This is a genomic window from Desulfopila sp. IMCC35006, from assembly GCF_005116645.1.
GTDB lineage: Bacteria > Desulfobacterota > Desulfobulbia > Desulfobulbales > Desulfocapsaceae > Desulforhopalus_A.
Map to the genome: position 1 here is coordinate 66,240 of NZ_SWCM01000006.1, position 25,637 is coordinate 91,876.

At 49.9% G+C, this 25,637-nt stretch carries 23 protein-coding genes; 13 read left to right on the forward strand and 10 right to left on the reverse strand.

Translation table 11 applies throughout. The annotated features are described in order from the left end of the window. Nucleotides 1-19: 19 nt before the first annotated feature. Together FCL47_RS11740 and FCL47_RS11745 are read right to left on the reverse strand one after the other, a co-directional pair. Nucleotides 20-1,858, reverse strand: coding sequence for a nitrogen regulation protein NR(II) (locus FCL47_RS11740; RefSeq protein WP_136813708.1), 1,839 nt, complete (start codon nt 1,856-1,858; stop codon nt 20-22). Then, the gene (locus FCL47_RS11745) at nt 1,836-3,536 is read right to left on the reverse strand and encodes a hypothetical protein (protein WP_136813709.1); all 1,701 of its coding nucleotides are present in this window, start codon (nt 3,534-3,536) and stop codon (nt 1,836-1,838) included. The genes FCL47_RS11740 and FCL47_RS11745 overlap by 23 nt, the downstream gene beginning before the upstream one ends. A gap of 172 nt (nt 3,537-3,708) precedes the next feature. Here FCL47_RS11745 and FCL47_RS24390 point away from each other — a divergent pair, with 172 nt between their 5' ends. Further along, nucleotides 3,709-3,858 carry a hypothetical protein gene (locus FCL47_RS24390; protein WP_153306367.1) on the forward strand — a complete coding sequence of 50 codons (150 nt, stop codon included), beginning with the start codon at nt 3,709-3,711 and terminating at the stop codon, nt 3,856-3,858. A gap of 40 nt (nt 3,859-3,898) precedes the next feature. Here FCL47_RS24390 and yihA read toward each other — a convergent pair whose 3' ends face one another. From yihA to hisI, 3 genes are all read right to left on the reverse strand, one after another. Next, the gene (gene yihA / locus FCL47_RS11750) at nt 3,899-4,486 is read right to left on the reverse strand and encodes a ribosome biogenesis GTP-binding protein YihA/YsxC (RefSeq protein WP_136813710.1); all 588 of its coding nucleotides are present in this window, start codon (nt 4,484-4,486) and stop codon (nt 3,899-3,901) included. Between the two features lie 85 nt (nt 4,487-4,571). Continuing rightward, nucleotides 4,572-5,447 (reverse strand): ATP phosphoribosyltransferase, encoded by an 876-nt coding sequence (gene hisG / locus FCL47_RS11755; protein WP_136813711.1) that lies wholly within the window; start codon nt 5,445-5,447, stop codon nt 4,572-4,574. Between the two features lie 186 nt (nt 5,448-5,633). Further along, entirely contained in the window at nt 5,634-6,017 is a 384-nt protein-coding gene (hisI, locus tag FCL47_RS11760; RefSeq protein WP_136813712.1) for a phosphoribosyl-AMP cyclohydrolase, read from the reverse strand. 335 nt (nt 6,018-6,352) lie between these two features. Here hisI and FCL47_RS11765 point away from each other — a divergent pair, with 335 nt between their 5' ends. From FCL47_RS11765 to FCL47_RS11785, 5 genes are all read left to right on the forward strand, one after another. Continuing rightward, nucleotides 6,353-6,802, forward strand: coding sequence for a peptidylprolyl isomerase (locus FCL47_RS11765; protein ID WP_136813713.1), 450 nt, complete (start codon nt 6,353-6,355; stop codon nt 6,800-6,802). A gap of 373 nt (nt 6,803-7,175) precedes the next feature. Then, nucleotides 7,176-10,037 (forward strand): chemotaxis protein CheW, encoded by a 2,862-nt coding sequence (locus FCL47_RS11770; RefSeq protein WP_136813714.1) that lies wholly within the window; start codon nt 7,176-7,178, stop codon nt 10,035-10,037. Nucleotides 10,038-10,053: 16 nt separating this feature from the next. Beyond that, nucleotides 10,054-10,512 (forward strand): chemotaxis protein CheW, encoded by a 459-nt coding sequence (locus FCL47_RS11775; RefSeq protein ID WP_136813715.1) that lies wholly within the window; start codon nt 10,054-10,056, stop codon nt 10,510-10,512. Nucleotides 10,513-10,520: 8 nt separating this feature from the next. After that, entirely contained in the window at nt 10,521-11,642 is a 1,122-nt protein-coding gene (locus FCL47_RS11780; RefSeq protein WP_136813716.1) for a chemotaxis response regulator protein-glutamate methylesterase, read from the forward strand. A gap of 1 nt (nt 11,643) precedes the next feature. After that, the gene (locus FCL47_RS11785) at nt 11,644-12,477 is read left to right on the forward strand and encodes a protein-glutamate O-methyltransferase CheR (RefSeq protein WP_136813717.1); all 834 of its coding nucleotides are present in this window, start codon (nt 11,644-11,646) and stop codon (nt 12,475-12,477) included. Between the two features lie 61 nt (nt 12,478-12,538). On the opposite strand, the gene FCL47_RS11790 is transcribed toward FCL47_RS11785, so the two are convergent. After that, the gene (locus tag FCL47_RS11790) at nt 12,539-13,027 is read right to left on the reverse strand and encodes a thermonuclease family protein (RefSeq protein WP_167496472.1); all 489 of its coding nucleotides are present in this window, start codon (nt 13,025-13,027) and stop codon (nt 12,539-12,541) included. 606 nt (nt 13,028-13,633) lie between these two features. On the opposite strand from FCL47_RS11790, the gene FCL47_RS11795 reads away from it, so the two are divergent. Together FCL47_RS11795 and FCL47_RS11800 are read left to right on the forward strand one after the other, a co-directional pair. After that, nucleotides 13,634-14,125, forward strand: coding sequence for a cyclic nucleotide-binding domain-containing protein (locus FCL47_RS11795; protein WP_136813719.1), 492 nt, complete (start codon nt 13,634-13,636; stop codon nt 14,123-14,125). Between the two features lie 50 nt (nt 14,126-14,175). Then, nucleotides 14,176-15,642 carry a sigma-54-dependent Fis family transcriptional regulator gene (locus FCL47_RS11800; RefSeq protein WP_136813720.1) on the forward strand — a complete coding sequence of 489 codons (1,467 nt, stop codon included), beginning with the start codon at nt 14,176-14,178 and terminating at the stop codon, nt 15,640-15,642. Nucleotides 15,643-15,663: 21 nt separating this feature from the next. Here FCL47_RS11800 and FCL47_RS11805 read toward each other — a convergent pair whose 3' ends face one another. From FCL47_RS11805 to FCL47_RS11820, 4 genes are all read right to left on the reverse strand, one after another. Next, nucleotides 15,664-18,159, reverse strand: coding sequence for a chemotaxis protein CheX (locus FCL47_RS11805; protein ID WP_136813721.1), 2,496 nt, complete (start codon nt 18,157-18,159; stop codon nt 15,664-15,666). Between the two features lie 102 nt (nt 18,160-18,261). Continuing rightward, entirely contained in the window at nt 18,262-18,735 is a 474-nt protein-coding gene (locus tag FCL47_RS11810; protein ID WP_136813722.1) for a chemotaxis protein CheX, read from the reverse strand. A gap of 129 nt (nt 18,736-18,864) precedes the next feature. Next, on the reverse strand, nt 18,865-19,320 hold the full coding sequence (locus tag FCL47_RS11815; protein WP_240744216.1) for a chemotaxis protein CheX: 456 nt from the start codon (nt 19,318-19,320) through the stop codon (nt 18,865-18,867). Nucleotides 19,321-19,346: 26 nt separating this feature from the next. Further along, a complete protein-coding gene (locus FCL47_RS11820) occupies nt 19,347-19,718 on the reverse strand; it encodes a response regulator (protein ID WP_136813723.1) in 372 nt (123 codons plus the stop codon). Between the two features lie 333 nt (nt 19,719-20,051). On the opposite strand from FCL47_RS11820, the gene FCL47_RS11825 reads away from it, so the two are divergent. The 5 genes from FCL47_RS11825 (at nt 20,052) to fliF (ending at nt 25,636) form a co-directional block, all read left to right on the forward strand. After that, a complete protein-coding gene (locus tag FCL47_RS11825) occupies nt 20,052-22,466 on the forward strand; it encodes a tetratricopeptide repeat protein (protein ID WP_136813724.1) in 2,415 nt (804 codons plus the stop codon). 23 nt (nt 22,467-22,489) lie between these two features. Further along, a complete protein-coding gene (gene flgB / locus FCL47_RS11830) occupies nt 22,490-22,912 on the forward strand; it encodes a flagellar basal body rod protein FlgB (RefSeq protein WP_136813725.1) in 423 nt (140 codons plus the stop codon). A 104-nt stretch (nt 22,913-23,016) separates the two neighbouring features. Continuing rightward, complete coding sequence (gene flgC / locus FCL47_RS11835) at nt 23,017-23,445, forward strand: flagellar basal body rod protein FlgC (protein ID WP_136813726.1); 429 nt, start codon at nt 23,017-23,019, stop codon at nt 23,443-23,445. 6 nt (nt 23,446-23,451) lie between these two features. Continuing rightward, nucleotides 23,452-23,751, forward strand: a complete 300-nt coding sequence (gene fliE, locus FCL47_RS11840) for a flagellar hook-basal body complex protein FliE (protein WP_136813727.1) — start codon at nt 23,452-23,454, stop codon at nt 23,749-23,751. A gap of 256 nt (nt 23,752-24,007) precedes the next feature. Further along, complete coding sequence (fliF, locus tag FCL47_RS11845; RefSeq protein ID WP_240744217.1) at nt 24,008-25,636, forward strand: flagellar basal-body MS-ring/collar protein FliF; 1,629 nt, start codon at nt 24,008-24,010, stop codon at nt 25,634-25,636. The last annotated feature ends 1 nt before the right edge of the window (nt 25,637 follow it).

Here is a 25,637-nt window from a genome sequence, read left to right on the forward strand (position 1 = left end):
CAACCACCGTTTCATGGTGTTACGACGCCATCAACGGCAGAATAACCCGGACCTCAGTCCATTCGCCGGCAACACTGCTGACCTCCAGGCGCCCGCCGTGTTCCTCGATTATTTTCGACGACATGGCCAGTCCCAGTCCGGTTCCATTGTTTTTGGTCGTAAAATATGGGTCAAAGATCCGGCTCAGGTTTTCCGGCGGGATGCCGACCCCGGTATCCCGGACGAGAATTACCATCGTCTGCGCACGCAGTTCCGTACGCACCGTCAACTCGCCGCCCTGTTCCATTGCCTGAATCGCATTCAGCAGGAGATTTAAAAAAACCTGGTTCATCTTGTCGATATCAACCGGGAGCTGCGGCAGATCCTCGGCAGTATCGAGTCTGATAACAATGCCATAGGACTGCGCATCCCCTTCTACCAGCGACACGGTTTTGCCGATGATCTCCGGTATTGACGCCGACTCGCGCCTGAGTTGCTCCGGCCTGGCATAATCGAGCAGTTCACCGATACTGCGGTTGAGCCGCTCAACCTCCTTGACGAGAATACCTGCCGTCTCCGCCTCTTTGCTCGGCACGGCGAAACCGGCCTGCAAGACCACCGCCAGGCCTTTAATGGAACTCAGAGGATTACGTAGTTCATGGGCGACACCAGCGGCCATTTTTCCCAGTGCCGCCAGCCGTTCGTTTCTCTGCAGTTCTTTCTCCAGGTGCTTCATCGCGGTCAGGTCCCGTATGAGCAGGACCTCTCCTGCAAAACTCCGGTCAGCTTCGAGGACGACTACGGATGCAAGGTGCAGAGTCCGGTTCATGGCCGATCCAGGATGTAAAGTGACTTCCGCCTGACGCTCGGTCTGCCCGTCCATCTTGGTGCCGGAAAACATCTGCGCCAGCTGAGGAGGCAGACAGACCTCCGGCATACTGTCGATGATCTGTCGGCCCTCAGCACCAAGAAGGTCCTGCGCCGCCTCATTACATACCCGGATAATTCCGCTGCTGTCAGTGGCGATCAGACCAACCGGCAGGGAGGATATAAGGATATCGGTAAAAGCAGTCATCTTGCCGAGACGCAGTTGGGATCCTTTTAATCCCTTCAGCGTCACAAAAGACAAGGCCCCGCCAAGACCGACAAGGAGAATAACGACCAGCAGGATGATGATCTGCAGCAACTGCCGTCGAAGTGGAGAGCTGAACTGCTCGTAATCCAACTGGATGATATAGACAGGTTTCAACCTGAGCAGTCCTTCCATTTCGGCTTGAAACGCGGCAAAATGGGGTCGCTGACTGAAACGGCGCATCATCTGCTCTTTCCTCATGCCGCGCTCGGGTGGTCCATGCATCCCTCCCCCCATGTTCGGCGGCAGATACCAGGCGGCAAGTTGAAATTTCGTGGTCTCCTCCCGGCCATTTTCAACGATTCGCGTCACAAATCTGTCTGAACCGTTGGTGCCGAGCCTCCCGACAAAATCCATATCCCCACCATTAACCTCTTTTGCCGGCATATTTGTCCCGGCCGCGGACAGGATATTACCTGTCGAATCGATCAGCATAACAAATTCAACCCCCGGTTGTTCAACCGCCTGCTGCAGCGCGGCCTGCATATGATCCTGCCAGTGATCCCACTGCTCCCGGGAGCGCAGATTGTTCCGTATGGACTCCCGCACGGAACTGTTGATAAATCGCATCAGGGTCAGCCCTTTCTGGGCCAGGGCATCGACAATCAACTCTTTTTCCCGCTGATAATTGCTCACGGCAAAGAGAGTCAGCAGAATCAGCAACAAGGTACAGGCAGTGGCCAGGAACCAGGGAGAAAAACTGAGCAGTACGTGGAGTTTTCGATCAGCTTTTTTCAGCATCATCATAATTGGTGATCTTTTCCAGGATAACCTTGGAAATCATATAGGTAGACAAGATCCCTTCATCGCCCATCGGTCCCGAAGCCAGGGTCTGCCCGGAAACCATCGGGTTATCCGATGCATAATAGGCATAACGGGTTTTCATATCAGCCGGAATAAAGCCCTGGATAATCGCCCCGCTTATCGCCCGCTGATAATGCCCTCCTTCCATTTCCAGGCCGACCGCCCGCCAGCTGGACGAATGAAACCGTTCGAGTACGTCTCGGTTTTGCAGCGATGTGCCGAGCACAGTGACCATCGGTCCGGTATAGACACGAACACTGTCATGAAAATCGGTGGCCTGGAGATCGTTGTTAACAATATAGTTGTCGCCGGTTCCCTCTATCACATGGGCCGTGGCAAGCATAATATCGCCTTTTTTTCCCGGTAAAACTCCGGCCTTACCCATTATGGAAATCGATTTGATGGATAAAGCCCCTTCATCGCCGTTACGTCGAAAAGGCCGCAGTAATTCATCCATAACATCAAAGGCCTGGGTACCAAAAGCATAATCGATAACCAGCAATACAGGTTGCGCCTCCTTAATTAAATGAACATTCATTTTCAAGGCAGGATGAATATACCTCTCCTCGATTGCGGCGAGATCGATAATATTAATGTCTATATTGGATCCCGAGCTGTCCTGTTGATAGGTAAAACCCCGCTCCCGGGTGAAGACATCAACGACGATGCCACGGTCCCGAATCGCCCGCACCATTTCGTACAGGTCGTCCGGGATCACTTCTCCTGCCTCCTCCAGGACTTTCGGCCCGAACAGCAGATTGCGCATTGAGTGCATATTGGCAATTACCACATGGATTGGCCGGTCCTGACAGTTCAGGCGGCATAACGAATCCTTTAATTTCTCAGCCCACAGCGAAGCATATTTCTGATTATCCATCATCTCGTGCAGCGAAGGAGTAAAATAAACGGTCAGCTCATTTTTTTCTTCAAGATGCTCGGCCATAACCCGCTGCCCGATACCGTAGACTATTTTAAAGAGACCGCTGTTGGAATCCTTCTCCTGTCTGTTCTTTTCCAGATAATCATAGGTGTCTCTGGTCTCTTTATAGGTCCGGCCCAGGATGATCGAAAGATTCCAGATGGCCTGTTCCAGCACTTCATCTTCAAGAGTTGTATCAATGGCCACTATTCGCTGCAGTTCCGCCCATTCAGAGCTTATTCCGTCGACTCTTTTTCTGGCCTGCTGGTAAATCTTCTGCGCCTCGATGTTCAAAAACGTGATATGGGTCAGGATGTCGTAGATTTCGCTTTTTCCGGTTGTGATAACAAAGCACAGCTCCTTGTCGGACACGGCATAGGAGACCCTGCGTCGTTTAAAAGGGACAATTTTGGCAAAAGACGTCTCCTGGAAATCCTCCTGGGCGGTGAGAATTATTCTGGTGCAGTTTTCAATACCCTTAGGCATTCTGTCGATCACATATTCAAGACCTTTGAGCTCAATAATTCTCCCATCCGTCATGGAACCATAAATTTCCGGACTGAGCTGCTTTAAAGCTTCAGCAAGTTTTTCACCGACCTGGCCGGATGGGCGATATGATCCCTGAAGGGAAATGGAATCGGCGAGTATTTTGAAAGTTCGAATGGCGTGTCGCGCCTTTTGCGATTTAGACAATTCCTGCATTTTTTCTCCTTGTCACGGGTGGCTCCTCCGCCACGAAGCAACAGTTCCTCTTTTACAAACGGCATACCAATCCATCAGGACAGCATGAGCCGTCTGCACTTTCCGCTGAACACTTACCAGGTAGCATACATAAGTTTGCTGCCTGAGTCTATTTTTACCTGACAGGGGAACTATGGCATTGGTGTCTGTTTACGAAAAAGAGGCATTACCGGGGGATGGGATGATCTGGACCTGGTCAAAAGTACCAGGCTCAGCCTTTGATGTGAATGACGGGGCTGAATGCCATGAAGAATGGAAGTATGCTACCTTCAGGGTGGTATGAACGATAAGCTTGCCGAATAATGGAATTACCGCATCTCACCTCAAGGAGTCAGGAGGAACCTGGTCAGAGCTGCTTCCAGTTTGTCACGCCCCTGCCCGGTCTTGGAGGAAAAGAGCACACGCTCTTCGGCGTGCAGAGTATGGCCGGCATCGAGTAGGCGGGCATTTTTTTCCCGAATACTGCCGGAAACCTTATCGATTTTGGTGTAGACCGGCAGACATGGAATGGAATTTTGCTTCAGCCATTCGATCAGTTGGGTATCCTGACTCTTCGGCTCATGGCGGATATCCATGATAACAACGACACAGCGCAGCGTTTTTCGCTGTTCCAGGTACGTCGAAATCAGCGACTGCCACCCGTCCTGCATCGCTTTCGGCACCTTGGCAAAACCATATCCGGGCAGATCCACCAGAAAGAAATAATCAGCCACCCTGAAAAAATTCAGCCCCTGGGTTTTGCCCGGCCGGGCACTGACTTTAACCAATTTCTTCCTGCCGGTCAGGGTATTGATAAGGCTGGATTTGCCGACATTAGATCGGCCGGCAAAAGCGATTTCGGGCAGCTCAAGGGGGGGAAGTTGCTTGAGGCTGTGCACGCTCAGGAGAAACTCTATTTTAGAAAAATCCATATTATTCTCCTTGATGATGGCAAAAATACATCATGCCTGGTTCCTATGCAGCGCACGGGAACCATCATGATGCAGATCGTAATTCTTATGAAATGATCTTATTGAGGGCATACTCGATAATTCCTTCCGCCCCCTCTTTTTTTAATTTGGGAATAAGATCCCGGACGATGTCTTCGGAGACAACAGTTTCAACTGAATACCAGTCTTGATTATAGAGACTGGCAACCGTGGGAGCGTTGAGCGATGGCAGGATAGAAACAACGCCATCGAGCTTGTCGCTGGCAACGTTCATCTTCAGGCCGACAATCCGGGCAGCGTTCAATGCGCCCTGAAGCATCAGCGCTATGTTTTCTATTTTTTCCCTTTTCCATGGATCGTCCCAGGCTTTTTTATTGGCGATGAGCTGGGTATTGGACTGCATCAGTTCATGGATAATGCGCAGGCCATGTGCCCGAATAGTACTCTCCGTTTCGGTAACCTCGACAATGGCGTCAGCAAGACCGGCAACCACTTTTGCCTCGGTTGCGCCCCAGGAAAATTCAATGTTGACATTGATGTTCTTATCGGCAAAAAAACGTTTGGTCACATTGACCAGCTCGGTGGAAATTTTCTTGCCTTCAAGGTCCTTAATGGTCTTGATATCCGAATCGCCGGCTACGGCGATAACCCATCTGGTCGGCCGCCGACTCACCTTGGAATAGACCAGATCACAGACCACGACTATATCGGACTTGTTTTCCATGGTCCAGTCTTTACCGGTGATCCCGGCATCGAGCAGCCCGTCTTCGACGTATCGAGACATCTCCTGCGGCCGACAAATGGAACAATTCAGATCCGGGTCGTCAATTTCCGGAAAATAGTTTCTGGCAGCCGGCTTAATAAGCCATCCAGCCTTTTCAAAAAGTTCAATTGTTGCTTTTTCCAGACTGCCTTTCGGCAAGCCCAACTTCAACTGGTCCATACTCTATCTCCCGCAACTACTTCATCATTCTATTTGTTATAAAACGCTAATGGTCCCGTAAAAAAAAATCCAGCTGCAAGACGGCTCAGGACAACGCTCTCCAGACGGCCATCAAAGGTAATACTGGAAACAACGCCGCATAGGAAAACCGCTCTTCGTCTGGAAGTTGTACGACGTCACCAACTCTTATTTTTTCCCGTAGACAACCTTCGGATCAAACACTTTTTCCGCTGTGGTAACCAGGTCGCCATTCTCGAGCCGCCGGTAAAAACAGGACCTGTGCCCGGTATGACACGCAGCCCCGCCCAGTTGTTCAACCTTATAGATAACCGTATCGTCGTCACAGTCGACCAGAATCTGATGGATTCGCTGCACGTGACCGGAAGTTTCGCCCTTCAGCCACAATTGGTTTCTCGAGCGACTCCAATAGTGTGCCTTGCCGGTCTCTAAAGTTTTTTCCCAGGCCATCTGGTTGATATAGGCAAGCATCAGAACTTCGTTGGTTTGATAATCCTGGACAATTGCCGGCAAAAGTCCATCGGTTGTTTTGGTAAAATTAAGCGATATCATGGTGATTGGTTGGTATTTTTAAAAAGACCTCATCCTACTAAAAAGATGACTAAGTTAGACGGCTCGGCCTCCTTTGTCAAGCTACACTAACTGTTTTTGCTCTTTTCACCGTATATACTTGCATAAAGTTGGTCATTTCCTATAGTAGATGACGTTATTTTTCGGTAAATTTTGCTGGCGTCACAAAAAACTCGCCCTTCTTCCTGGTACTCCAGGGACTTGCTCAAGGTGCAGAACATGCTTTCCCCCGCCATCGTCAAGAATTATTTTACTTTTTCACGATATCATTATTTTAACGTTTTCGTTAGAAATTTATCACAACAAGGAGCTCCAGTATGACCCACCCGCAACAAAAGGACATGGTAACAATCAGCTTCACCGGCAAACTTGACAATGGTGAAGTCTTTATCACAATCGACAGGCAGGAACCACTGCAGACGACAATCGGGGACAGCAATCTCCCGCCGACCGTTGAGGAAACGCTGTTGCAGATGCGTGTCGGCGAGACTCGTAAAATCCGCATTCCTCCCGACGAAGGTTTTGGCCCCAGACAAAAAGAGCTGTTGCAGACTATTAACAGTCAGCAGATGATCGATGCCCTTCAACCGAAACCGGGCATGGTTCTTTCCCTCAAAATTGACCGGGACGGCGTGGAGGAAAAAGTTCCGGCGACGGTAATCTCGGTTGAAGGTTCAGAGGTTACCGTCGACTACAACCACCCCCTTGCCGGCCACCACCTCACCTATGAACTGACACTCCTTGATATTCAGCCAAGTGCCGGCTGATTAGTTCAGGTTCGATAACAGGCGGACAAGCCTGTTATCGAACCTCCCGCCATCCCTCCCGTATCTTCCCGTTTTAAAAATATATTTTCCTGCTTTCCGGTTTTTCGGGGAAACTTTTCTTTTCACTTTCGACATTTTTTTTACCTCCCCACCTGTACATTACAATGCGGTTATGTATAACCTGAGTTAGTCAATCACATTATCATTTCCCTCCCGGGCAAACGGAAAGAAAGCCGGGTACTCAGTTCAGTACTCGCTTGACGGGTACTCTTTTTAGTACTCGCTTGGCGAGTATACGATCTTTCACGAAATAATTATCTTAGAAAAACACAAGAAAACTATTTCTAAGTCACTAAATGCACGAGGTATATCTATGGAAATTGAAGACGACGAAATATTGCAGGGATTTATTGAAGAATCATTAGAACATCTCGCCGATATTGAAAATGACCTTCTGACAGTCGAGGAAGCTGGTGCAGACATCGATGAAGACCTGGTCAACAAAGTCTTCAGGGCGGCCCACTCAATTAAAGGCGGGGCGGGCTTCATGGGCCTGACGACCATCCAGGACCTCTCTCATGCCGCGGAGAACGTCCTCGGCATGATTCGGGCGAAAAAGCTTATCCCCACTCCGGAAATAGTCAACGTTCTGCTGATGGCCATGGATGCGCTGCAAAGCATGATTGAAGATGTCCAGAACAGCAACGATGTTGATATTTCGTCACACCTCACTCCGCTCAATGCCATAGCCGAAGGAACTTTTTCTCAGCCGCCGGCTCAACCGCAGACCGTTCCGCAGCCAGAACCAGAAGAACCATCCATGGAAGAACCGGACCTTTGCCTGGACACAGAAGAGGAAGCAGCGGATGAGGACGCCATTGCCGAGGAGACGACGGATGCGGAACATCCGGTTGAACCTCCCGTCATCCAACCCATGCCGCCTGTTGATGTGCCTGCCTCGGTGACGACGGCAACAAAATCGGCCCAGGCCCCGCCAACCAAAACCGAAGCGTCGCTTAGAGTCCATGTCAGTCTGCTTGATTCACTGATGAACCTTGCCGGAGAACTGGTCCTCAGCAGAAACCAACTGCTGCAGACAATCGGCTCGGACGATCTGCGCAATGCCGAAGCGGTAGGGCAGCGTATCGACCTCATTACTTCCGAGCTGCAGGAAGCTATCATGCTGACCCGTATGCAGCCGATCGGCAACGTCTTTAACAAGTTTCCCCGAGTCGTCAGGGACCTCTCTAAAAAACTGGGTAAGACAATCGATCTTACCATCGTCGGTAAAGACGTTGAACTGGATAAAACTATCATTGAGGCGATAAACGACCCGCTGACGCATCTCGTGCGCAATTCAGTCGATCATGGCATAGAGCTGCCCAGTGAAAGAAGACAGCGGGGGAAGACCGAAACCGGCCTGGTCATCCTCAAAGCCTATCATGAGGCGGGCCAGGTCGTCATTGAGATCAGCGACGACGGCAAAGGCCTCGACGGTGACGCACTTGCCGCCAGTGCCGTTAACAAAGGACTGCTCACCAGCGAACAGGCCCAGGTCATGTCCGACAAGGAGAAAGTCAATCTTATCTTTCTGCCCGGATTTTCAACCGCCAAAGAAGTAACGGATGTCTCAGGCCGCGGCGTCGGCATGGATGTGGTCAAGACCAATCTCGACCAGCTCGGCGGCAATGTCGATATTATCTCCGAAAAAGGTTCCGGCACGACAATTTCGATTAAGCTGCCGCTGACCTTAGCCATCATTCCTTGTCAGATTATCGAGACAGCCGGGGAACGTTATGCCATCCCCCAGGTAAATCTTGAGGAGTTGCTCCGTATCCCTGCTGCCCAGGTTAAGGAACGGATCGAAAAAGTCGGCGATGCCGAAGTCGTGCGGTTGCGCGGAGTTCTGCTCCCTCTCATTCGGCTGGCCGACGTCATCGGCATTGAGCGGACATATTACGACCCGGTTACCGACGAAATGCTTCCCGATAGAAGAGAAAAAGTGTCTGACCGACGGGGGAAAAACTCCCCTCTCTTCCATAATCGTGACGGTTCACCCAAAGAAGTTGCGGACAAGCAATTTGAGCACCCCCGATCCATAATCGACCGCAGAGCCTCCGCCGCCAGTGCCCTTAACATTGTCGTGGTGTCCACCGGATCGATGAAGTACGGCCTGATTGTCGACCGCCTGCAGGACTCGGAAGAAATCGTCATCAAACCTTTGGGCCGACATCTGCAACAGTGCAAAGGCTACGCCGGGGCAACGATTATGGGTGATGGCCGTATCGCGCTCATCCTCGATGTCAGCAATCTGGCCCGGATGGCGCACCTTACTTCGGTTGACGGCTCCGATAGAGCCTCGGAAGTAAAAAAAGCTGCCGAGGCCGCAATTAAGGCCATAAAAGACAAACAATCATTGCTTATCTTTAAAAGTTCCGAGCAAGAACATTTCGCCGTTCCGCTCAATCAGGTGGAACGCATTGAAAAGATTAAACGATCCGATATCGAACAACTTGGCGGCAAAAGAGTGATGAAATACCGGGGAGGCAGTCTCAGCCTCATCTGCGTCGATGATCTGGCCATGGTGCAGCCGCTAGCCGATCATGACAGTCTGCTGGTGATTGTCTTTAACATTGCCAAACGCTCGGTCGGCCTGCTGGCCATAGGCCCTATCGACGCACTGGAAGTGAGTGCCGATATTGACGGCACGACCCTGAGCCAACCGGGCATAATGGGATCGATTATTATCGACAACCAAACAACAATGCTGGTCAATGTTTTTGAAATGACGCAGACCCTTTTCCCGCAGTGGTTCACCGAACAGAAAAAGCCGGAACTCCTGGACGCAGAGGAAGGAGAACTCCCGACTATCCTCATTGCCGAAGATTCCAAATTTTTCCGGAATCAGGTGAAAGGCTACATGACCGAAGTTGGCTACAATGTTATTGAGGCGGAGGATGGTGTGGAAGGCTGGACCAAATTAATGGAACATGGGGATGAAATTTCCATGCTGGTTACCGACATTGAGATGCCGAACATGAACGGTTTTGAACTGACCAAGAAAATTCGCAGCGATAAACAATACGCCAAACTGCCGATTATCGCCCTTACCACTCTCGCTTCGGCGGAGGATATTGCCAAAGGCAAAGCGGTCGGGGTTGACGAATATCACATCAAGCTCGATAAAGAACGGCTCATGGCATCCGTCCACGATTACATAAAAAGAACACACTGAGACAAGGATATTTGATATGACAGAGATGAAGGCAACAACGGCCAGCAAAAAAATTGTCGAGCTGGCAACTTTTTATATCGGCGATGCCCTGTGCGGCATGGATATACTGAAGATCCAGGAAATCAACAAACTCATGCAGATGACCAAGGTACCACAGGCCCCTGAATATGTGGTCGGCATACTCAATCTACGCGGCCAGATTGTCACCATTATTGATCTGGGTCGTAAACTGGGACTCGGCAAAACCGACATCAGTCAGGACCCACGAAATATCATTGTTAATTCAGCAGGCGGTCATGTCGGCCTGCTGGTGCGAAAGATCAGTGATGTTGTCTCTGCCGACATGGAAAAAAAAGAATCGGCCCCGGCTAATATGCGCGGCATTCAGGGGGATTATTTCAATGGGGTTTATAAAACCGACACTAATCTTATTGGTATTTTGAATGTTGACAAAGTTCTCAGCATAGAGGATTGAGTGATACAATGATCGGCCAAAAAAATCTGCGTGTCCTGGTTGTCGACGATACCATCGTCTACCGCAAGGCAATTTCCGACATTATTGAGGAAATACCCGGTGTTGAACTGGCGGGTGTTGCCCATAACGGCAAAATAGCCCTGGCAAAAATTGCCACCCTCAAACCGGATATCCTGACACTGGATATTGAGATGCCGCAAATGAACGGCATTGAGGTTTTAGCGGAAATACAAAAGAATAACCTCGGAGTCGGTGCTATCATGGTTTCCACCTTGACCGATGAGGGCAGTAACATGACCATGCGGGCTCTGGAGCTGGGTGCCTTTGATTTTATCCTTAAACCCCAGAACAGTAAAAACCAGCTTGAAGGGAAGAGAGAAATCAGAGCAGCTCTCGAACCAATACTGAAGGCTTTTTCCCGGTCCAGGTTTGGCTCTTCGCTGTTGCAGCGCTCAGGTCGAATCGGTCCTTCCGCTGTACCGATCAAGCCGGTGCCAGGCCGCCTGCCTGCACGTAGCGCTTCGCCCGTGAAACCGGCAGTTGCGCGAAAGGGCAAGTCGGAGATCGTCACCGTCGGAATATCCACCGGCGGCCCTAACGCCTTGAACCAGATGCTGCCGAGACTCCCTGGCGATCTCGGCGTACCGGTTTTGATCGTCCAGCACATGCCGCCGGTCTTCACCAAATCGCTTGCAGCAAGTCTTGATAAAAAATGTCAACTGCATGTCAAGGAAGCAGAAAACGGGGAAAGCATTATGCCCAATATCGTCTATATCGCCCCCGGCGGCAAACAGATGAAATTGGTTGCCAGCACCGATGGACTGCATAGAAAAATCAAAATCACCGACGATCCACCCGAAAATTCCTGCAAGCCTTCCGTCGATTATCTGTTCCGGTCCATCGCGGATTACTATGTCGGCCGAACGACTGCCGTCATCATGACCGGCATGGGTTCCGACGGCACCAGCGGGCTGGGAGTATTGAAAGACAAAGGAGCATACACCATCGGCCAGGACGAATCGTCCTGCATCGTTTACGGGATGCCCAAGGCACCAGCGGAGCTCGGTTATCTTGACACTGTTGTTCCACTCGGCAAAATCGCTGACGAAATAATCAAGAGTGTCAAATAAGATGATCAAGATCACACCAACAGAGCTGACCCTCATCTCACAATATATTCAGGCTATTACCGGGATATATCTTGATCAGAGCAAATCGTATCTGTTTGAAACCCGCCTCAGCTCGATCGCCGAAGCCTACGGTTGCAAATCATACCAGGAGCTGCACAACAAAGCCAGGCAGGAACCATCAAAAAATATCGAAAAAGAAATCATCGATGCGATCACCACCAATGAAACACTGTTCTTTCGCGATAAGGGGCCCTTTGAACTGCTGCAACACAAGATCCTGCCGGAGGTAATCGACGCCCGCTTCAGCCAATCGGCCCTGAAACCGAGGATCAAAATCTGGAGCGCCGCCTCATCAACAGGGCAGGAACTCTATTCAATTGCCATAGTAATCAAAGAATTGCTGAAGGATTCATCCAATTACCTCTTTACCCTGCTGGGCACCGATATCTCAGATGCCGCCGTTGCTCAGGCCAGCTATGGAACATACAACCGGTTTGAAATCGAACGCGGGCTGGATAATAAATTCCTGCAGAAATATTTCACCCTTTTGAATGATTCATGGAAAATCAAAGATGAAATCAGGGCGATGGTCAACTTCAAAAAAATCAATCTGCTGCAGCCGCTGACAAGTCTCGGCAAATTCGATATAATTTTTTGTAGAAACGTGGCTATCTACTTCACCCTGGAGGATCGCAAAAAACTTTTCAATAGACTGGCGGACAACCTTGCCGATGATGGATATCTCATCATTGGTTCTACGGAATCTCTAACCGGCGTCTGCCCGAGGTTCGTGCCCAAACGCCATCTGAGATCAATTTTCTATCAAAAGAAATAGCAGCGGCACCACGCCGAAGACCGGCAACGCCCGGCTACCGACGACGCTCCGAACATCAGGCTCAATGGTGCCGTCGCTCCCGCCACTGCCACGGAGGAATTGGCCGAGCAGCACTCCACAAACCTTTTCTGTTCGCCTTTGCCGAAGCCTCAAGCTGCTGCCAGGAACGGCAGATTTTTTTACGGCAATACTGTGGATACACCCAGGCGAGACCGGCGTTGACCAGTTCACTGTTCAACGTCCGGTCATTGTATTCGACGACGGCTACCAGCCGTTGGTAAGAATCATAATATACCGGACGAACCAGTATTCTTTTTCCGAAAACTTTTCTTTTTACCAGTTTTTTTGCTTTACCGGCAAAAGGCTGATTATATTCGGGGCTGTCTATCCCGTAAAGCCGAATCTCAATGGTTCTTTTCCCGGAAACAATCAGCAGCGAATCGCCATCAATGATTTTTTTAACCGAGCCCCAAAAGGGTTCACCGGCAAAGGCGGGACAAGCAGAGACCGCCAGCAGGACGGCTACGATTACGCCTGTTTTTCTCATCATGAACCTGAAACCTGGTATTATTCTTGTAATCTGGTACATTCACCGCAATACGAGCAAGTCTCACCATAGCGAAATCCTCCCTATAGGAAAAGCGATATTGATATTTTCTGTTGTTTAGTGACTTCAAACTAATTTTCTTATGGTTTTTCCAAACAATTCGTCCATGAAGAAGCGAACACCCCCCTTGAGGGTACTAAACAGCGTCCCGCAATACGGACAAACCTGCCAAGAAATCAATACCACTCTTGTTCAACAGGAGATACCAGCTAGAAAACACTATTGTTTTTTCTCCTTTTGATATGATATGCTTCAACTGGTGGGAACACATGTCAGGCGAAGGAGGCGACCATGTCCAAGGCTCAACCGATAGACTGACTCCCCCTTCAAGCCAGCTGATACCAGGAAAACGGATGCGAGGGTATCATCTTTTCTGAGATAAGATATCCTGCAACCAACAAAGACATTTGATAGATGTGGCCGAAGACATATAATTACAGCCGGAGCTTTGCTATGCACACGTATCTCCGACAAGTACATGGCAAGAACAACAAAGCGCCAGAAACGAACTGCCAGTGATGGACAGACTCTAGTTAAGCAGAAACACATATGTTATTACCTAAAGAAATGAGCGACAGTGAAGAGGAAACCAGATCTTTTCTGATAAATCTGCCAATTTTTTCAAGCTTCAATGTCGACGAACTGTCACTTTTCGCCAAACATATGAGTTACGTACACCTGCAGCGCGGGGAACACCTCTTTGTCGAAGGCGACCAGGGAACCTTTATGGGGTTTGTGGTCACCGGTCTCCTGGAGATTCAGAAAAGAACCGATACCGGAGAAAATATCATTTTGACCCGCTTGACCAAAGGAAGCTCTATCGGTGAAATGGCCCTGATCGATAAATCGCCGAGATCAGCCACGGTGATAGCCAAACAGGCGACGACAATGGTAACGCTCACCGACAGGGGGTTTGAAATATTAGCGGAGAAATACCCTTCTCTGGGGGTAAAAGTAATGCAAAAGATTGCGCGGCTGCTTAGCCTGAATATGCGCAGAACTTCCAGTAAACTCGCGGATCTTATGCAGTCCTCTGTCTGAGATGATCTGTTCGAAATACTCAACCAATTGTTGTTTACCTTCATAATCACATGGCATCAACACCCACAATACTTTTTGCAGACAACCAGGCAGACGGACTCTCGGCCGTTGCGAATATGCTCGACCTGCAGTTTAGCTGCAGCATCGAACAGGTGTTGACTGAGCAGGATCTTGATGCCTCTTTACAAAATAATTCCGTAGCTATCCTGGTCATCGATATCCATTTCGGCACAACCGATGAGACATTAACCCATATCGCCTCGCTCAAAAAAAGACACCCTGATACCGTTATTGTGCCGATTATTCCAGCCGGCCGGCCCCAACTCATCAAACAGGTTCTTGATCTTGATTTATTTTATTTTATTCATCGACCAATCGACCCGGTGGAGACTTCTCTGGCATTAAAAAGGGCCTACGAGACGCTGCCGGAAGCAAAAAAGGCTACAATTCAGCCGGATAAACCCAAATATGAGCCGTTTCACGGCATGATAGGGGGAAGCCCATCCATCAGGCAGCTCTTCGATCTGATTCGCCGAGTGGCCGATGATGACATTTCAACTGTCCTGATCAGAGGGGAATCAGGAACTGGCAAGGAGATGGTTGCCAAAGCCATACACGCCCAGAGTAAGAGACGCGACAAGAATTTTGTGCCGGTAAACTGTGCGGCCATACCCGACGATCTGCTGGAGAGTGAGCTGTTCGGCTATACCAAGGGTGCCTTTACCGGGGCGACCGCCAACAAGCCGGGCCGAATCCAATATGCAGACCAGGGAACGCTCTTTCTCGATGAAATCGGCGACATGAAATCTGCCCTGCAGGCTAAGTTGTTACGGGTGATTCAGGAGAAGGAGTTCGAACCGGTCGGCGCCTTCAAATCAATCCCCGTCAACACCCGCATCCTCGCCGCGACACACTGTGATCTTGAGCAGATGGTCCGTGAAGGTCGATTCAGAGAGGATCTCTATTATCGCCTCAGCGTCGTGCCTCTGCACATCCCCCCGCTCAGGGAGCGCCCGGAAGATATTCCACTGCTGATCGATGCTTTTTTTGCCAAACATGCCGAGAATCGGGGGAGAGAGCGGTTCACCATGTCGCCCCGCGCCCTGGCGGCGATTTGCCATTACGAATGGCGCGGAAATGTGCGCGAGCTTGAGAACCTCATTCAACATATGACTATTCTGTACAGCGGCAGGATGGTTGAGTTACACGACCTCCCCGAGAAATTTCACAGCGTGGATATTCCGCCGGAAGTTGAGAACGTCGTCGCCCAGGATGCCAGCTTGGAACAGGGAAACTCTGAACCAATCCAGCCGGCTGCTCTGCAGCAAGTCGCCTGGGACACCGGCACGGTTGATTTTAATATGCTGATCAATGATTTTGAGACCCAGCTCATTGTCCAGGCCTTGAAATTCACCGAAGGGAACAAAAAAGAAGCGGCTCGTCTGCTCAACTTAAAACGGACGACCCTGCTGGAGAAAATAAAGAAAAAAGATATCGACGGGGATTGGGAAAAATAATCCTGCCGGCTGCGGTACTGATCAGGCAGCCATTTCCAGCAAATTACTATTGATATTCTCTCTGATATCTTCCTGTGAAGCGGGGGTGAGCAATATATCCCGAACCCCATATTTTACCGCTTTAATCACTTTCGTTCTCGTCCACCCCGGCCCGGCGGCGATCAGGGGCACCGAACAGGCAGAGCTGATCTTGATGGCAACGCCAAATGCCTGCTCATTCACCTCCTGCATGACCAGATAGATAGCCTTCAGTTTACCGGGAATAAACCCGTGCAGATTGTCCTTAAAAGACAGAATTTTGATGGCATAGCCTGATTCCCCAAGGACCGCGGCAATTTTTCTTGCCTCCGCGTCGTCATCTCCAACCACTAAGATATCGAGCAGTCCCGAGCTGTCTCCCCCGGCTGCTCGCCCCGGCTCCTGGCCGCTGGCTGGCCCCCCGCCCCCGACAGCCGCACTCGTGGATACCCCCGCCTCATTGTCAGCGCCGTCACTGCCCCCTCGCAGACCATCGAGCTGCAGGAGATCAGCGGGAAAAAGCAGATGAATCTTACCGAGACCGTGAGTCCCCAGGGCAAGATCCATCCGGCTCAGATAGTAGTCCTGGTCAGGGAACGGTTCCGCGTCGGCAATGTCCACTTTCATGGGTGCAACCTGTTGCAGGCCCGTTTTTATAAAACGAACCTTTCGGGGATACATTTCTTCAAACCCTGCGGTATAGACGCCGGCTATGATGTTGGCTATTTCCCCGAATGCATCCTGGGTATCTTCATTGAAATCCTCGGCCGCGGCAACCGAATCAAGCTCCGAACTCGGAAGCATAATTAATGTGCCGCCAATCCGGATGGCATCGCGAAGACCAATCGACAGATAGCTCTTTCCTTCAAGCTCACCAGTCACATCCATGTTGGCTATGACCTGCTTTCCGGTCACTTCATCAAAGAAGAATTCCTCCTTGCCGACGATGAGGTTTTCCAGATTACTCAACGTTACCTCAGTACCAAGCAGCGCACTGACCTCTTCCGCCATGCGATCTCTACAGGCGGCAAGGATTTTGTCTATTATTTTCTGCTGTTTTTTAGCTTCAGCCTGAGATGGTCTGGCTGCAGAATTTCCCCCGGCAGTGCTCACGGCAGCAGTCCGCCCTGCTGTTTGTTCGGCGGGCGGCAAGCTCTCTTTTTCTGCAGACCGGTGCTGTTCTTTTTCCGGGACGGCGGTCTCTTCTTGTTCGTCGGCAAGACGCAATAACGTCGCCGGGAAAAGCATATGCACCCTGCCCAGTTGCTTTTTGTCAACTGCGATGGATACACTGCTTACGTAGTAGGTCGTGTCCGGGATCGGTTCAGTTGAGGCGACGTCGACTTTGGCGGGCTCGATATCGCGTAGTTCCTTGCGAATGAACCTGAGCTTTTCAGTGTACTGTTCTTCAAATACTGCCGTATAGACACCCGATATAATGTTGGCTATCTCACCATAGGCATCACGGGCATCGACACTAAAATCCTGGGCACTGACAACACTTTCAAGCTCGGCAGGCGGCAGCATGATGAGCTTACCGCCAAGATGAATGGCATCCTTGACACTCATGGCGAGGTAACTTTTGACTTCCCCCTCACCGGCAACCTCCATATCGGCCAGGACCTGCCTCCCGGAAACATGGTCCTCGAAAAACTCCTCTTTTTTAAGGATGCGGTTTTCCAGATTGCTCAGGGTAATGTCTGTTCCGAGCAGGATTGCAACCTCTTTTTCTATCCTCGCCTGACATTCGGCCAGCAGCCGGTTGATCTTTTTCTGATGTTTCACCACATCAAATTTTGCAACGGCCGGTGGCTTTTTTGCAACAGCCGTTTCAGTCAGGGTATCTTGCCGGGAATCTTCTCCGGCAACAGGTTTGCTCTCAGACCTTGCAACCACCGTTTCTTTCGAAGGCTGCTCTTTATTCCGCTCGTCTTGCAGCTCAAAAGTCGCGGCAGGCATCAACAGGACCAGATTGCCCATCTGATGCCCGTCAAGAACCATCGAGGAAACAAACTGATAATATGTCCCGTTTGCAACCGGAGTGTCGGCGTCAATATCGACCTTTACCGGGAGCAGAATTTCCTGCTCCTTACGCACAAACCGGCAGGATTTTGGATACAGCTCTTCAAAATCCTTCGTGAAGGAACCGGCAATAATATTGGCTATCTCACCATAGGAGTCCTCTATCTCATCGCTGTATTCTTCCCGGCCTATCACCTCTTTCAGCTCGGCCGCAGGCAGCATAATGAGGGTGCCACCCAGGAGAATGGCATCTTTTATGCCAATCAGCAAACAACTTTTTCCGGTTACTTCACCGGTGATATCCATTTGGGCGCAGATTTGCTTCCCCTGGAGGCTGTCGAACGCCTCTTCTTTGCTGACTAATTTTCTCTCTCCGCCACCGAGGGAGAAATCGGCGCCAAGCAGCGCGCCGACCTCGGCCTGGATTCGTGTTTCAACAGCATCAAGTACCTTGTCTATTCGTTTTTGCTGATTCATGAAAACTTAGAGAAATGAAGAGATCGTCTCGTTATACTGCCATCAATGTACGCCTGATGTTCTTATCGGCAGGACAAAGCGCTGAATTTACCAAAGCGTGTATCATTTATTCGCGACATACATGAGTTCTACCCAGAAGGTGTCATCCGCCATCTGAAAGGGAACTATTATTCTCCTGGCATCAGCAATGCCACTGACATGAAACGATTCTCCAACAATCGACGTTGGAATTGCCAACTCAATATTGGTATCTATCCGGGCATAGGAGACCTTAAGATTTCCTGCGACCATATTGGCAATTTCACCAATTGCATCTTTTACATCATCATTTAACTCGTCAACATCCATGCCAAGAAATGTGCCGGTAATATTTTTCGCTACCGAGGCGGGACAATGAATAGCCAATAAACCACGGAGTCCACCACCCAACCCTATCATACTGGTGAGATTCGATTGTATATCACAACTCGCATCCTCCAGAATGTGGTCACATGCAAGATCGACCATCAACATGGTGGCAAACACGTCTCGGGTGCCGGTGATAATTTCATTCCCTACATTAAACATATCAGCCATATTTTTATTCCTGGAAGAGGTCAAATAAAAAGACAGGATCTGGAGGCTGATACTGTCTTTTCTTTTTCCTTTGGCTCTTGTATTGAAATCTTAAAATCCGAATTGATTTTTTTACTACGACATCAACAGCTATTTTTCCAACTGCAGATCTATCGCAAACTCTCCAGCCGGGCAGGCGAACGGTATGATCACTCTTTCGGCCTCTCTGGTCGGCTGAAAATCATACTGTTTGCCAATGATCGTTGACGGCAGTGACAAATCGATGTCCCTCCCGTTATCCGACAGAATCGATTTAACATTACCACCAAGCATATTGGCCAGTTCGCCAACTGCATCCTCAACATCTGCGTTCATCTCGTTAATTTCCATACCAAGGAAACTGCCGGTGACAGCCATTGCTACCTTACTGGGCATGTGTACTGCCAAAACCCCCTTGTAGGTGCCGGCCAGACCAATGACGCCTGAGATAGAGTCGGTCAAGGGAATCGAGTCTTCCCGAAAGTGACCGTTTACCGTAATCTCCATCATCACCATTGTGGCAAATATTTCTTTCGCAGACTCGATTATCTTGTCACTTATATCCACGCTCCACTCCTTTATATAAATGTGATTTACAGTAGAGGTCCAAGTACCTCATTCACTTTATCCGGAGTAAAGGGCTTCTTAATCGCGCCAAGCGCACCAAGCGATTTTGCCTCCCCGATGATGTCATCACCGGTCTCGGTCGAAATCATCAGCACCGGGATGTTCTGCATTGCCGGTCGAGCGGCTTTCTCCCGCAAAAAGGCAATACCATCCATATTGGGCATGTTGATATCGCTCAAGACAATATCAACATGCTCGTTTTCGAGCACGTCCAGAGCTTCCAGACCATCGGCTGCCTCAAAAATATTATCAAAGTCAATCCCGGCCTGCCGGAGCGAGCGTCCGATAATTTTCCGCATGGTGCTCGAATCGTCTACTAACAGTACATTTTTTCCCATCTTGTTCTCCTATATGGAATTTCGCAATTAATTATGATTCAGTCGCCCTACTTCTGATCAGGCAAAACACCTCTTGCATAGATCATTCCAAATCAACGTTCCAATGATAGTATCAGGAAGTGTTTGAAGAAATCAAATATCTTGCGGAAAAAAACCAGCTCCTGGCCTTTTTTGATGTGGCAGCCTTCTTTTCTCCCACCCACAGAGAGTTATTTTTTTGACAGTTTATTGACACCCCCGACAGTCAATTGTCCTCACCCCGTCAAGAGACGGGTACCAATAGACTCAGAACAAAACCTCCAAAATGGAATATTTTTTGCTATTGGAGATCTCATGAAACGAACTCTTTCTTCCATACTGCTTTTTTTCTGCATGCTGCAATGTAGCGCCCAGGCATCCGAACTTCTCAGGGTCTCGAGAACGGAGAGTAAAGACATTGTCCAGTTCTACTTCACCTTTGATACGGCTCCCGAGTTCACCACCTTCCAGAGCGATAGACGCATCGACATAGAACTTGCCCAGACCACTCGCGGGCCTTCCGTCTCTCTTGGTGAACCCGACAGCGATATTGTCAAAATTTTGCCACGGCCGGAAAAGGATCGTTTTGTAGTATCTTTATTCTTTCGCTACCGGCCACAACACCATAAATTAACCAAAAGCCCCGACGGCAAACTGGTATTCGAAGTGCTGCTGGGCAATGAATACAGCAAATCCTACCAGAACCTTGCCGACCGGCTCAAAGGGCTGACCGTCCTGGAAAGAACCGCGGCCAACAGCACCAATCCCAAGCTGATTTCCCCGTACGCCGCAAACTGGATGTCTTTTTTTGCCCTATACGAATCGCCAGTCACGCTCGACGTGCCGGTCAAATTCAGCAGCCCGCCCTTTCCTCTTATAGCCCTGCTCCCTCCCGGGGGACAAAACAATCTGCGGGTACTCCGCCCGGAGATGATCGAACTTGCCAGACAAAATCTCTGGGGGGAGCTGGGTCAGAAATTATTGGCAACAATTGCGACAACCACGGATCTTGAAACCAAGAAGCTGCTTACACTTACCTATGGGGAAGCTCTCAGCAGAAACGGCAGCTTTGCCGACGCCTACCGGCAGCTCTACCTCCTGAAAGATCAATATCATGACGAAATCCTGGGTACCTACGCGGAATATCTTCTGGCCCACCTGCGTGCCGTCTATGAAGACCCCTATGTTGCCGATAACGAGTATCGGTTACTCGAACCTTCGATCAACAAGAATTTGCCGCTGGCCCCTTATTTTCTGCTCTCACAGATCGAAACGGCACTTGCGACCGCCAATTACCCGAGACTCAATCAGCTTCTCTTAAAAGACAATATCGCCTACCCACAGCCAATCGCGGAAACAGTTCAAATTCGTCAGGCCGATTACTGGTTCGTCATACATCAGCCGGTAAAGGCCCAGGCGGCCTACCAGCTCATCGGTGAATCTGCGGTGCTGCAGACCCTTCCCTCGTCTCTTGCCAACGTCTGCAGTCTTTACTACGACCGGAACAAATTACCGGAGGCCGCCGAGTGCTACGAGACGCTGTCTCCACTGGTTGTCGATGCATCCATAAAAGGTCTGGTCGATTATCGAAAAAACATGGCCAGGCTCAAAATGACGGAGGGAGACAAAAAGTCCATCATTGACCAGTTCAGCGAGGTGGCTGACACCTATGCGCATACGCCGGCTGGTTTTCGAGCAGCGATGAAAAGAAATGACCTGTTATTTCTACAGAACAAGACCTGGGGCTTGCAGGCCATAGAAAATTACCGGGCGATTGCCAGTGAAGCCAATTCCCGCCCTATTCGGGAGGAAGCGCTGTTCAAACAAGCCCTTACCCATGCTATAATGGGGGATGCGGTCATGTCAATTCAGCTTCTCCAGCAATTTCTCAGAGAATTTTTGACAGGGGATGTCAGAATATCGGCACAGGCTCTCCTTATTGACCTCCTGCCGGCCGAAATAAAACGTCTGGTCGATAAAGGCGAGTATCTCAAAGCTCTGGTTTTAGCAAAGCAAAACAAGGATTTATTTCAGAATCACTGGATTGACAGCACCTTTCTGTTCGATATTGCTGAGGCCTACAGTCAGATAGGTATTTATGACGAAGCACAAAAGCTCTATCTTTACCTCATCGGCGTAAGCCCCATAGATCAGAAAGAGGATATTTTTCCCCCTTTGCTGCAGGCGACGTATAATCACGGCGATTTCCCCCTGGTGGAGGATTATGCCGCACAATACACTTATACATACCCCGATGGCCGGCATGCCGAAGAGGTGCTTTTCTATCGACTCAAGGCATTAGTAGCCGATGAACGGCTCAGTGATGCGCTCCAGCTTCTTCCGACCCCGCTTCCGGACAAGAGGAGTGATTACGAACTTGCGGTAACCCTGTTCTTTCGCACCGATAATTATGAAAAATGTGCGCAGGCCGCGAGGAAACTGGAGAAACTGAAAAAACCCCTGTCCGACAGGGAACAATTCATGTATGCCGAAAGCCTCTTCAAAACAGGAAAATTTGCAGAAGCCGAATCAGCCTTTATGGGTGTTTCCAACCAGAGCGATTTTTACGGACAGACGCTCTACCGGCTGGCGGAACTTGCCCGGGAACAGAAAAACGAAGAAAAAGCGCTAAGTTTCTTTCGAAAACTGGTCGAAACAGATAAAAATAGTCTCTGGAAACAATTTGCGGTACGGGAATTGCAATTCGCTAAAACAGCAACCCGCAACTAGCAGCAACGTCATCTAGGAGAAAAATGGATCCTTTCAAACCTTTTGATACCAATATGCAGCTTCTCAGCAAGGTATTGGATCTTCGGGCGCAAAAAGCCCAGGTCATTTCTGGCAATATCGCCAACGCCGAGACACCAGGCTACGCTGCCTCGCGCTTTGATTTTGAAGAAGACCTGGCCAGTGCGTTAAAAAGCGGCGGGAACGGCGGCCTCAAGCTCGCAACCTCAAACGAAAAACACCTTTCTATTGGTCCGAGCAACTTCAATTCCGTCGCCGGCAAGATAATTACCGAAAAGGACCAGACCGGTATTGGTGACGAAAACGGGGTGAGCGTCGATCAGGAAATGCTCGCTCTGTCGGAAAATGAGCTGCTGTACGAAACAACGGCGCTTCTTCTGAAAAAGAAAATGAGCCTGCTCAAACATGTCATCTCCGGAGGACAATAAATGGCTAAATTCAAATCCTACGCCTTCGATATGAAGTTTTTAATCAGCTATTTGACGCTTGGACTATTTACACAATTCTCACTCATTTTTACGAGGAATTTCAGATGGATATTTTAAACACCTTTCGGATCAGCGGTTCAGCCCTCCAGGCCCAGACAACACGCTTGAATACTATCAGCTCCAATCTGGCCAATGTCGAGACCACCTCAACTCCCGAAGGCGGACCATACAAAAAGAAATCGGTTGTCTTCCAATCCACCCCGCTCAGTTTTCAAGAACAACTTGAAGGAATCAGAGGTGGCGCACAGGGCGTAAGCGTGACAAAGATTACCGAAGACACCTCGGCGCCGAGAAAGGTCTACAATCCTTCCCATCCTGATGCAAAAGAGGATGGCTATGTTGAAATGCCGAATATCAGCGTGCTGGAAGAAATGGTCGACATGATGTCCGCCACCCGCTCGTATCAGGCCAACGTAACCAGTATAAAAATGGCCAAGAGAATGGCGATGAAAGCACTGGACATCGGGAGATAACAGATCATGAATACGATAGACGGTCCGAGAAGCATCAGCCTTTTGCCGCCCAAGATTGACGAAACCGGTACGGTGACCAAAAATGCCACCGGCTTTGGCGATATGCTGTCATCTATGCTGACCAAAGTAAATGACAGCCAGGTAGCCGGCGATCAGGCAGTTCAGAAGCTTGAGAGCGGTGATGCGAATCATCTGCATGAGGTTATGATTGCTGCGGAAGAGGCGGATATTTCACTGCGGATGCTCGTGCAGATGCGCAACAAGGCTCTTTCAGCCTACGAAGAAATCATGCGCATGCAGATCTGATGGGGCGAAGCCTTCCTGACGTAAGAGTCTCACACCTTGAAAGCTGGGCCACATAACAAGAAATCCTGAGATACATTTAAAATCAGAAGCTTAGATTCACCGCCAAGGCACTTATACCTCCAGTGGGTGTCAATACCTTGCAGATTTTGTTCCTGCCGTTTTGCAAGCAGATACCCGGCAAGGTACTGAGCCCGGCGCGGTTACGGTTTGCCGGGGTGAGGTTTTTACAAGTTCATCAATAAGAGACAGGGTAGAAATGGAAAAGCAAGAGATGGGTATTGCGACTTCACCACAGTCAAATCCCCCGGATATCATACGGCCTCAGAAAAAAAACGTTTTTGGTCTCGTCCAGGAATGGCCGTTGTCCAAAAAAATTTCAACCGGGGCAGTGCTGCTCATTTCAATGGTGCTCTTTGCTTTTCTCATCATTCAGGCACGGACCGCAGATCAGCAACTTCTCTATGCCAACCTTGCTCTGCAGGATGCCTCGTCGGTTACAGCCTGGCTGAAAAACCAGAAGATAGACTACAGCCTTAAAAACGGGGGAAAGGATATCTGGGTTCCTGCCGACCGGATCTACCAGACCCGTCTCGACCTCGCCGCCAACGGTTTACCAACGGGCGGCGATGTCGGCTTTGAAATCTTCGACAAACAGAATTTCGCCCTCACCGATTATGTGCAGAAAGTCAATTACACCCGGGCATTACAGGGAGAACTGGCACGAACAATCAGCTCGCTCGCACCTGTCGAGTCCACCCGGGTACATCTCGCGCTGCCTGAAAAAAGGCTTTTTAAAAATCAGCAAAAAGACGGCACCGCCTCGGTAATAGTGACCCTTGTCACAGGTCAAAATCTTGACCAGGAGCAGGTCCAGGGCATCATCAACCTGGTGGCCGGATCCGTCACCGGCCTCGAACCCGACAATGTCAAAATAATCGATTCCAACGGTGTTGTCCTCAAAGGACAGAAAAAAGCTCCCGAAAACGAAATGCTCTCCGCTGATATGCTGGCGTTTCAGCAGGAAGTTGAACATCGCATGGAAATTAGGGCCCAGGATCTGCTGGACAAAACCATGGGGGCAGACAATGCCATGGTGCGGGTCTCGGCTACCCTGGATTTTTCCAAGGTGGAAAAGACCCAGGAGTCCTTTGATGGCGACGATCCGGTCATCAGGAGCGAGCAGGTCAGTGCAGAGTCCAGTGGTGCAGCGACAACGGGAGGCGTACCCGGCGTGCAGTCCAATCTGCAGGGTAACGCGGCTGGTTCAGGCCAGAGTGCAACGGCTTCCCCGACAAACAAAAACACCCGGACGACCAATTATGAAATCAGCAAAACCATAAGCAAGGTTGTCAACCCGGTTGGCAATGTTACCGCTCTGTCGGTATCGGTGCTCGTTGCTGATAAAGTGAAAGTCGATGCCGACGGCAAGGTTGAATCGGCCACGCCACGCACCGCCGAAGAACTCAAGTCAATCGAGAACATGGTTGCCTCAGCCATTGGCCTGATGCCTCAGCGGGGTGATGTTATCAACGTACTGTCAATGCCGTTTGTCGATACCCAGAAGGCTTCAATGGAGAGCGAACAGGCTCCGGCAGACCTGCTCTATAAATATATGCCCCTGATAAAATATGCGATGATCGGCCTGGGCATGCTTCTCGTCTATTTCCTCCTGGTTCGTCCAATCATCAAAAATATGAAAAGCGAAGTACAACAGCACAACAAAACAGTCAAGCAGCTTGAGATGGAACAGCGCCGGCTGCTGGAAAGGGAACCTGTCGAGCCACCACCGCCGGTCGATGATGCCATTACCGCCCTGCGTAGAGAAGTACAGCAAAATCAGGTGCCGACAGCCTTTATCTTGAAGAACTGGATCCAGGAAGGCTGAT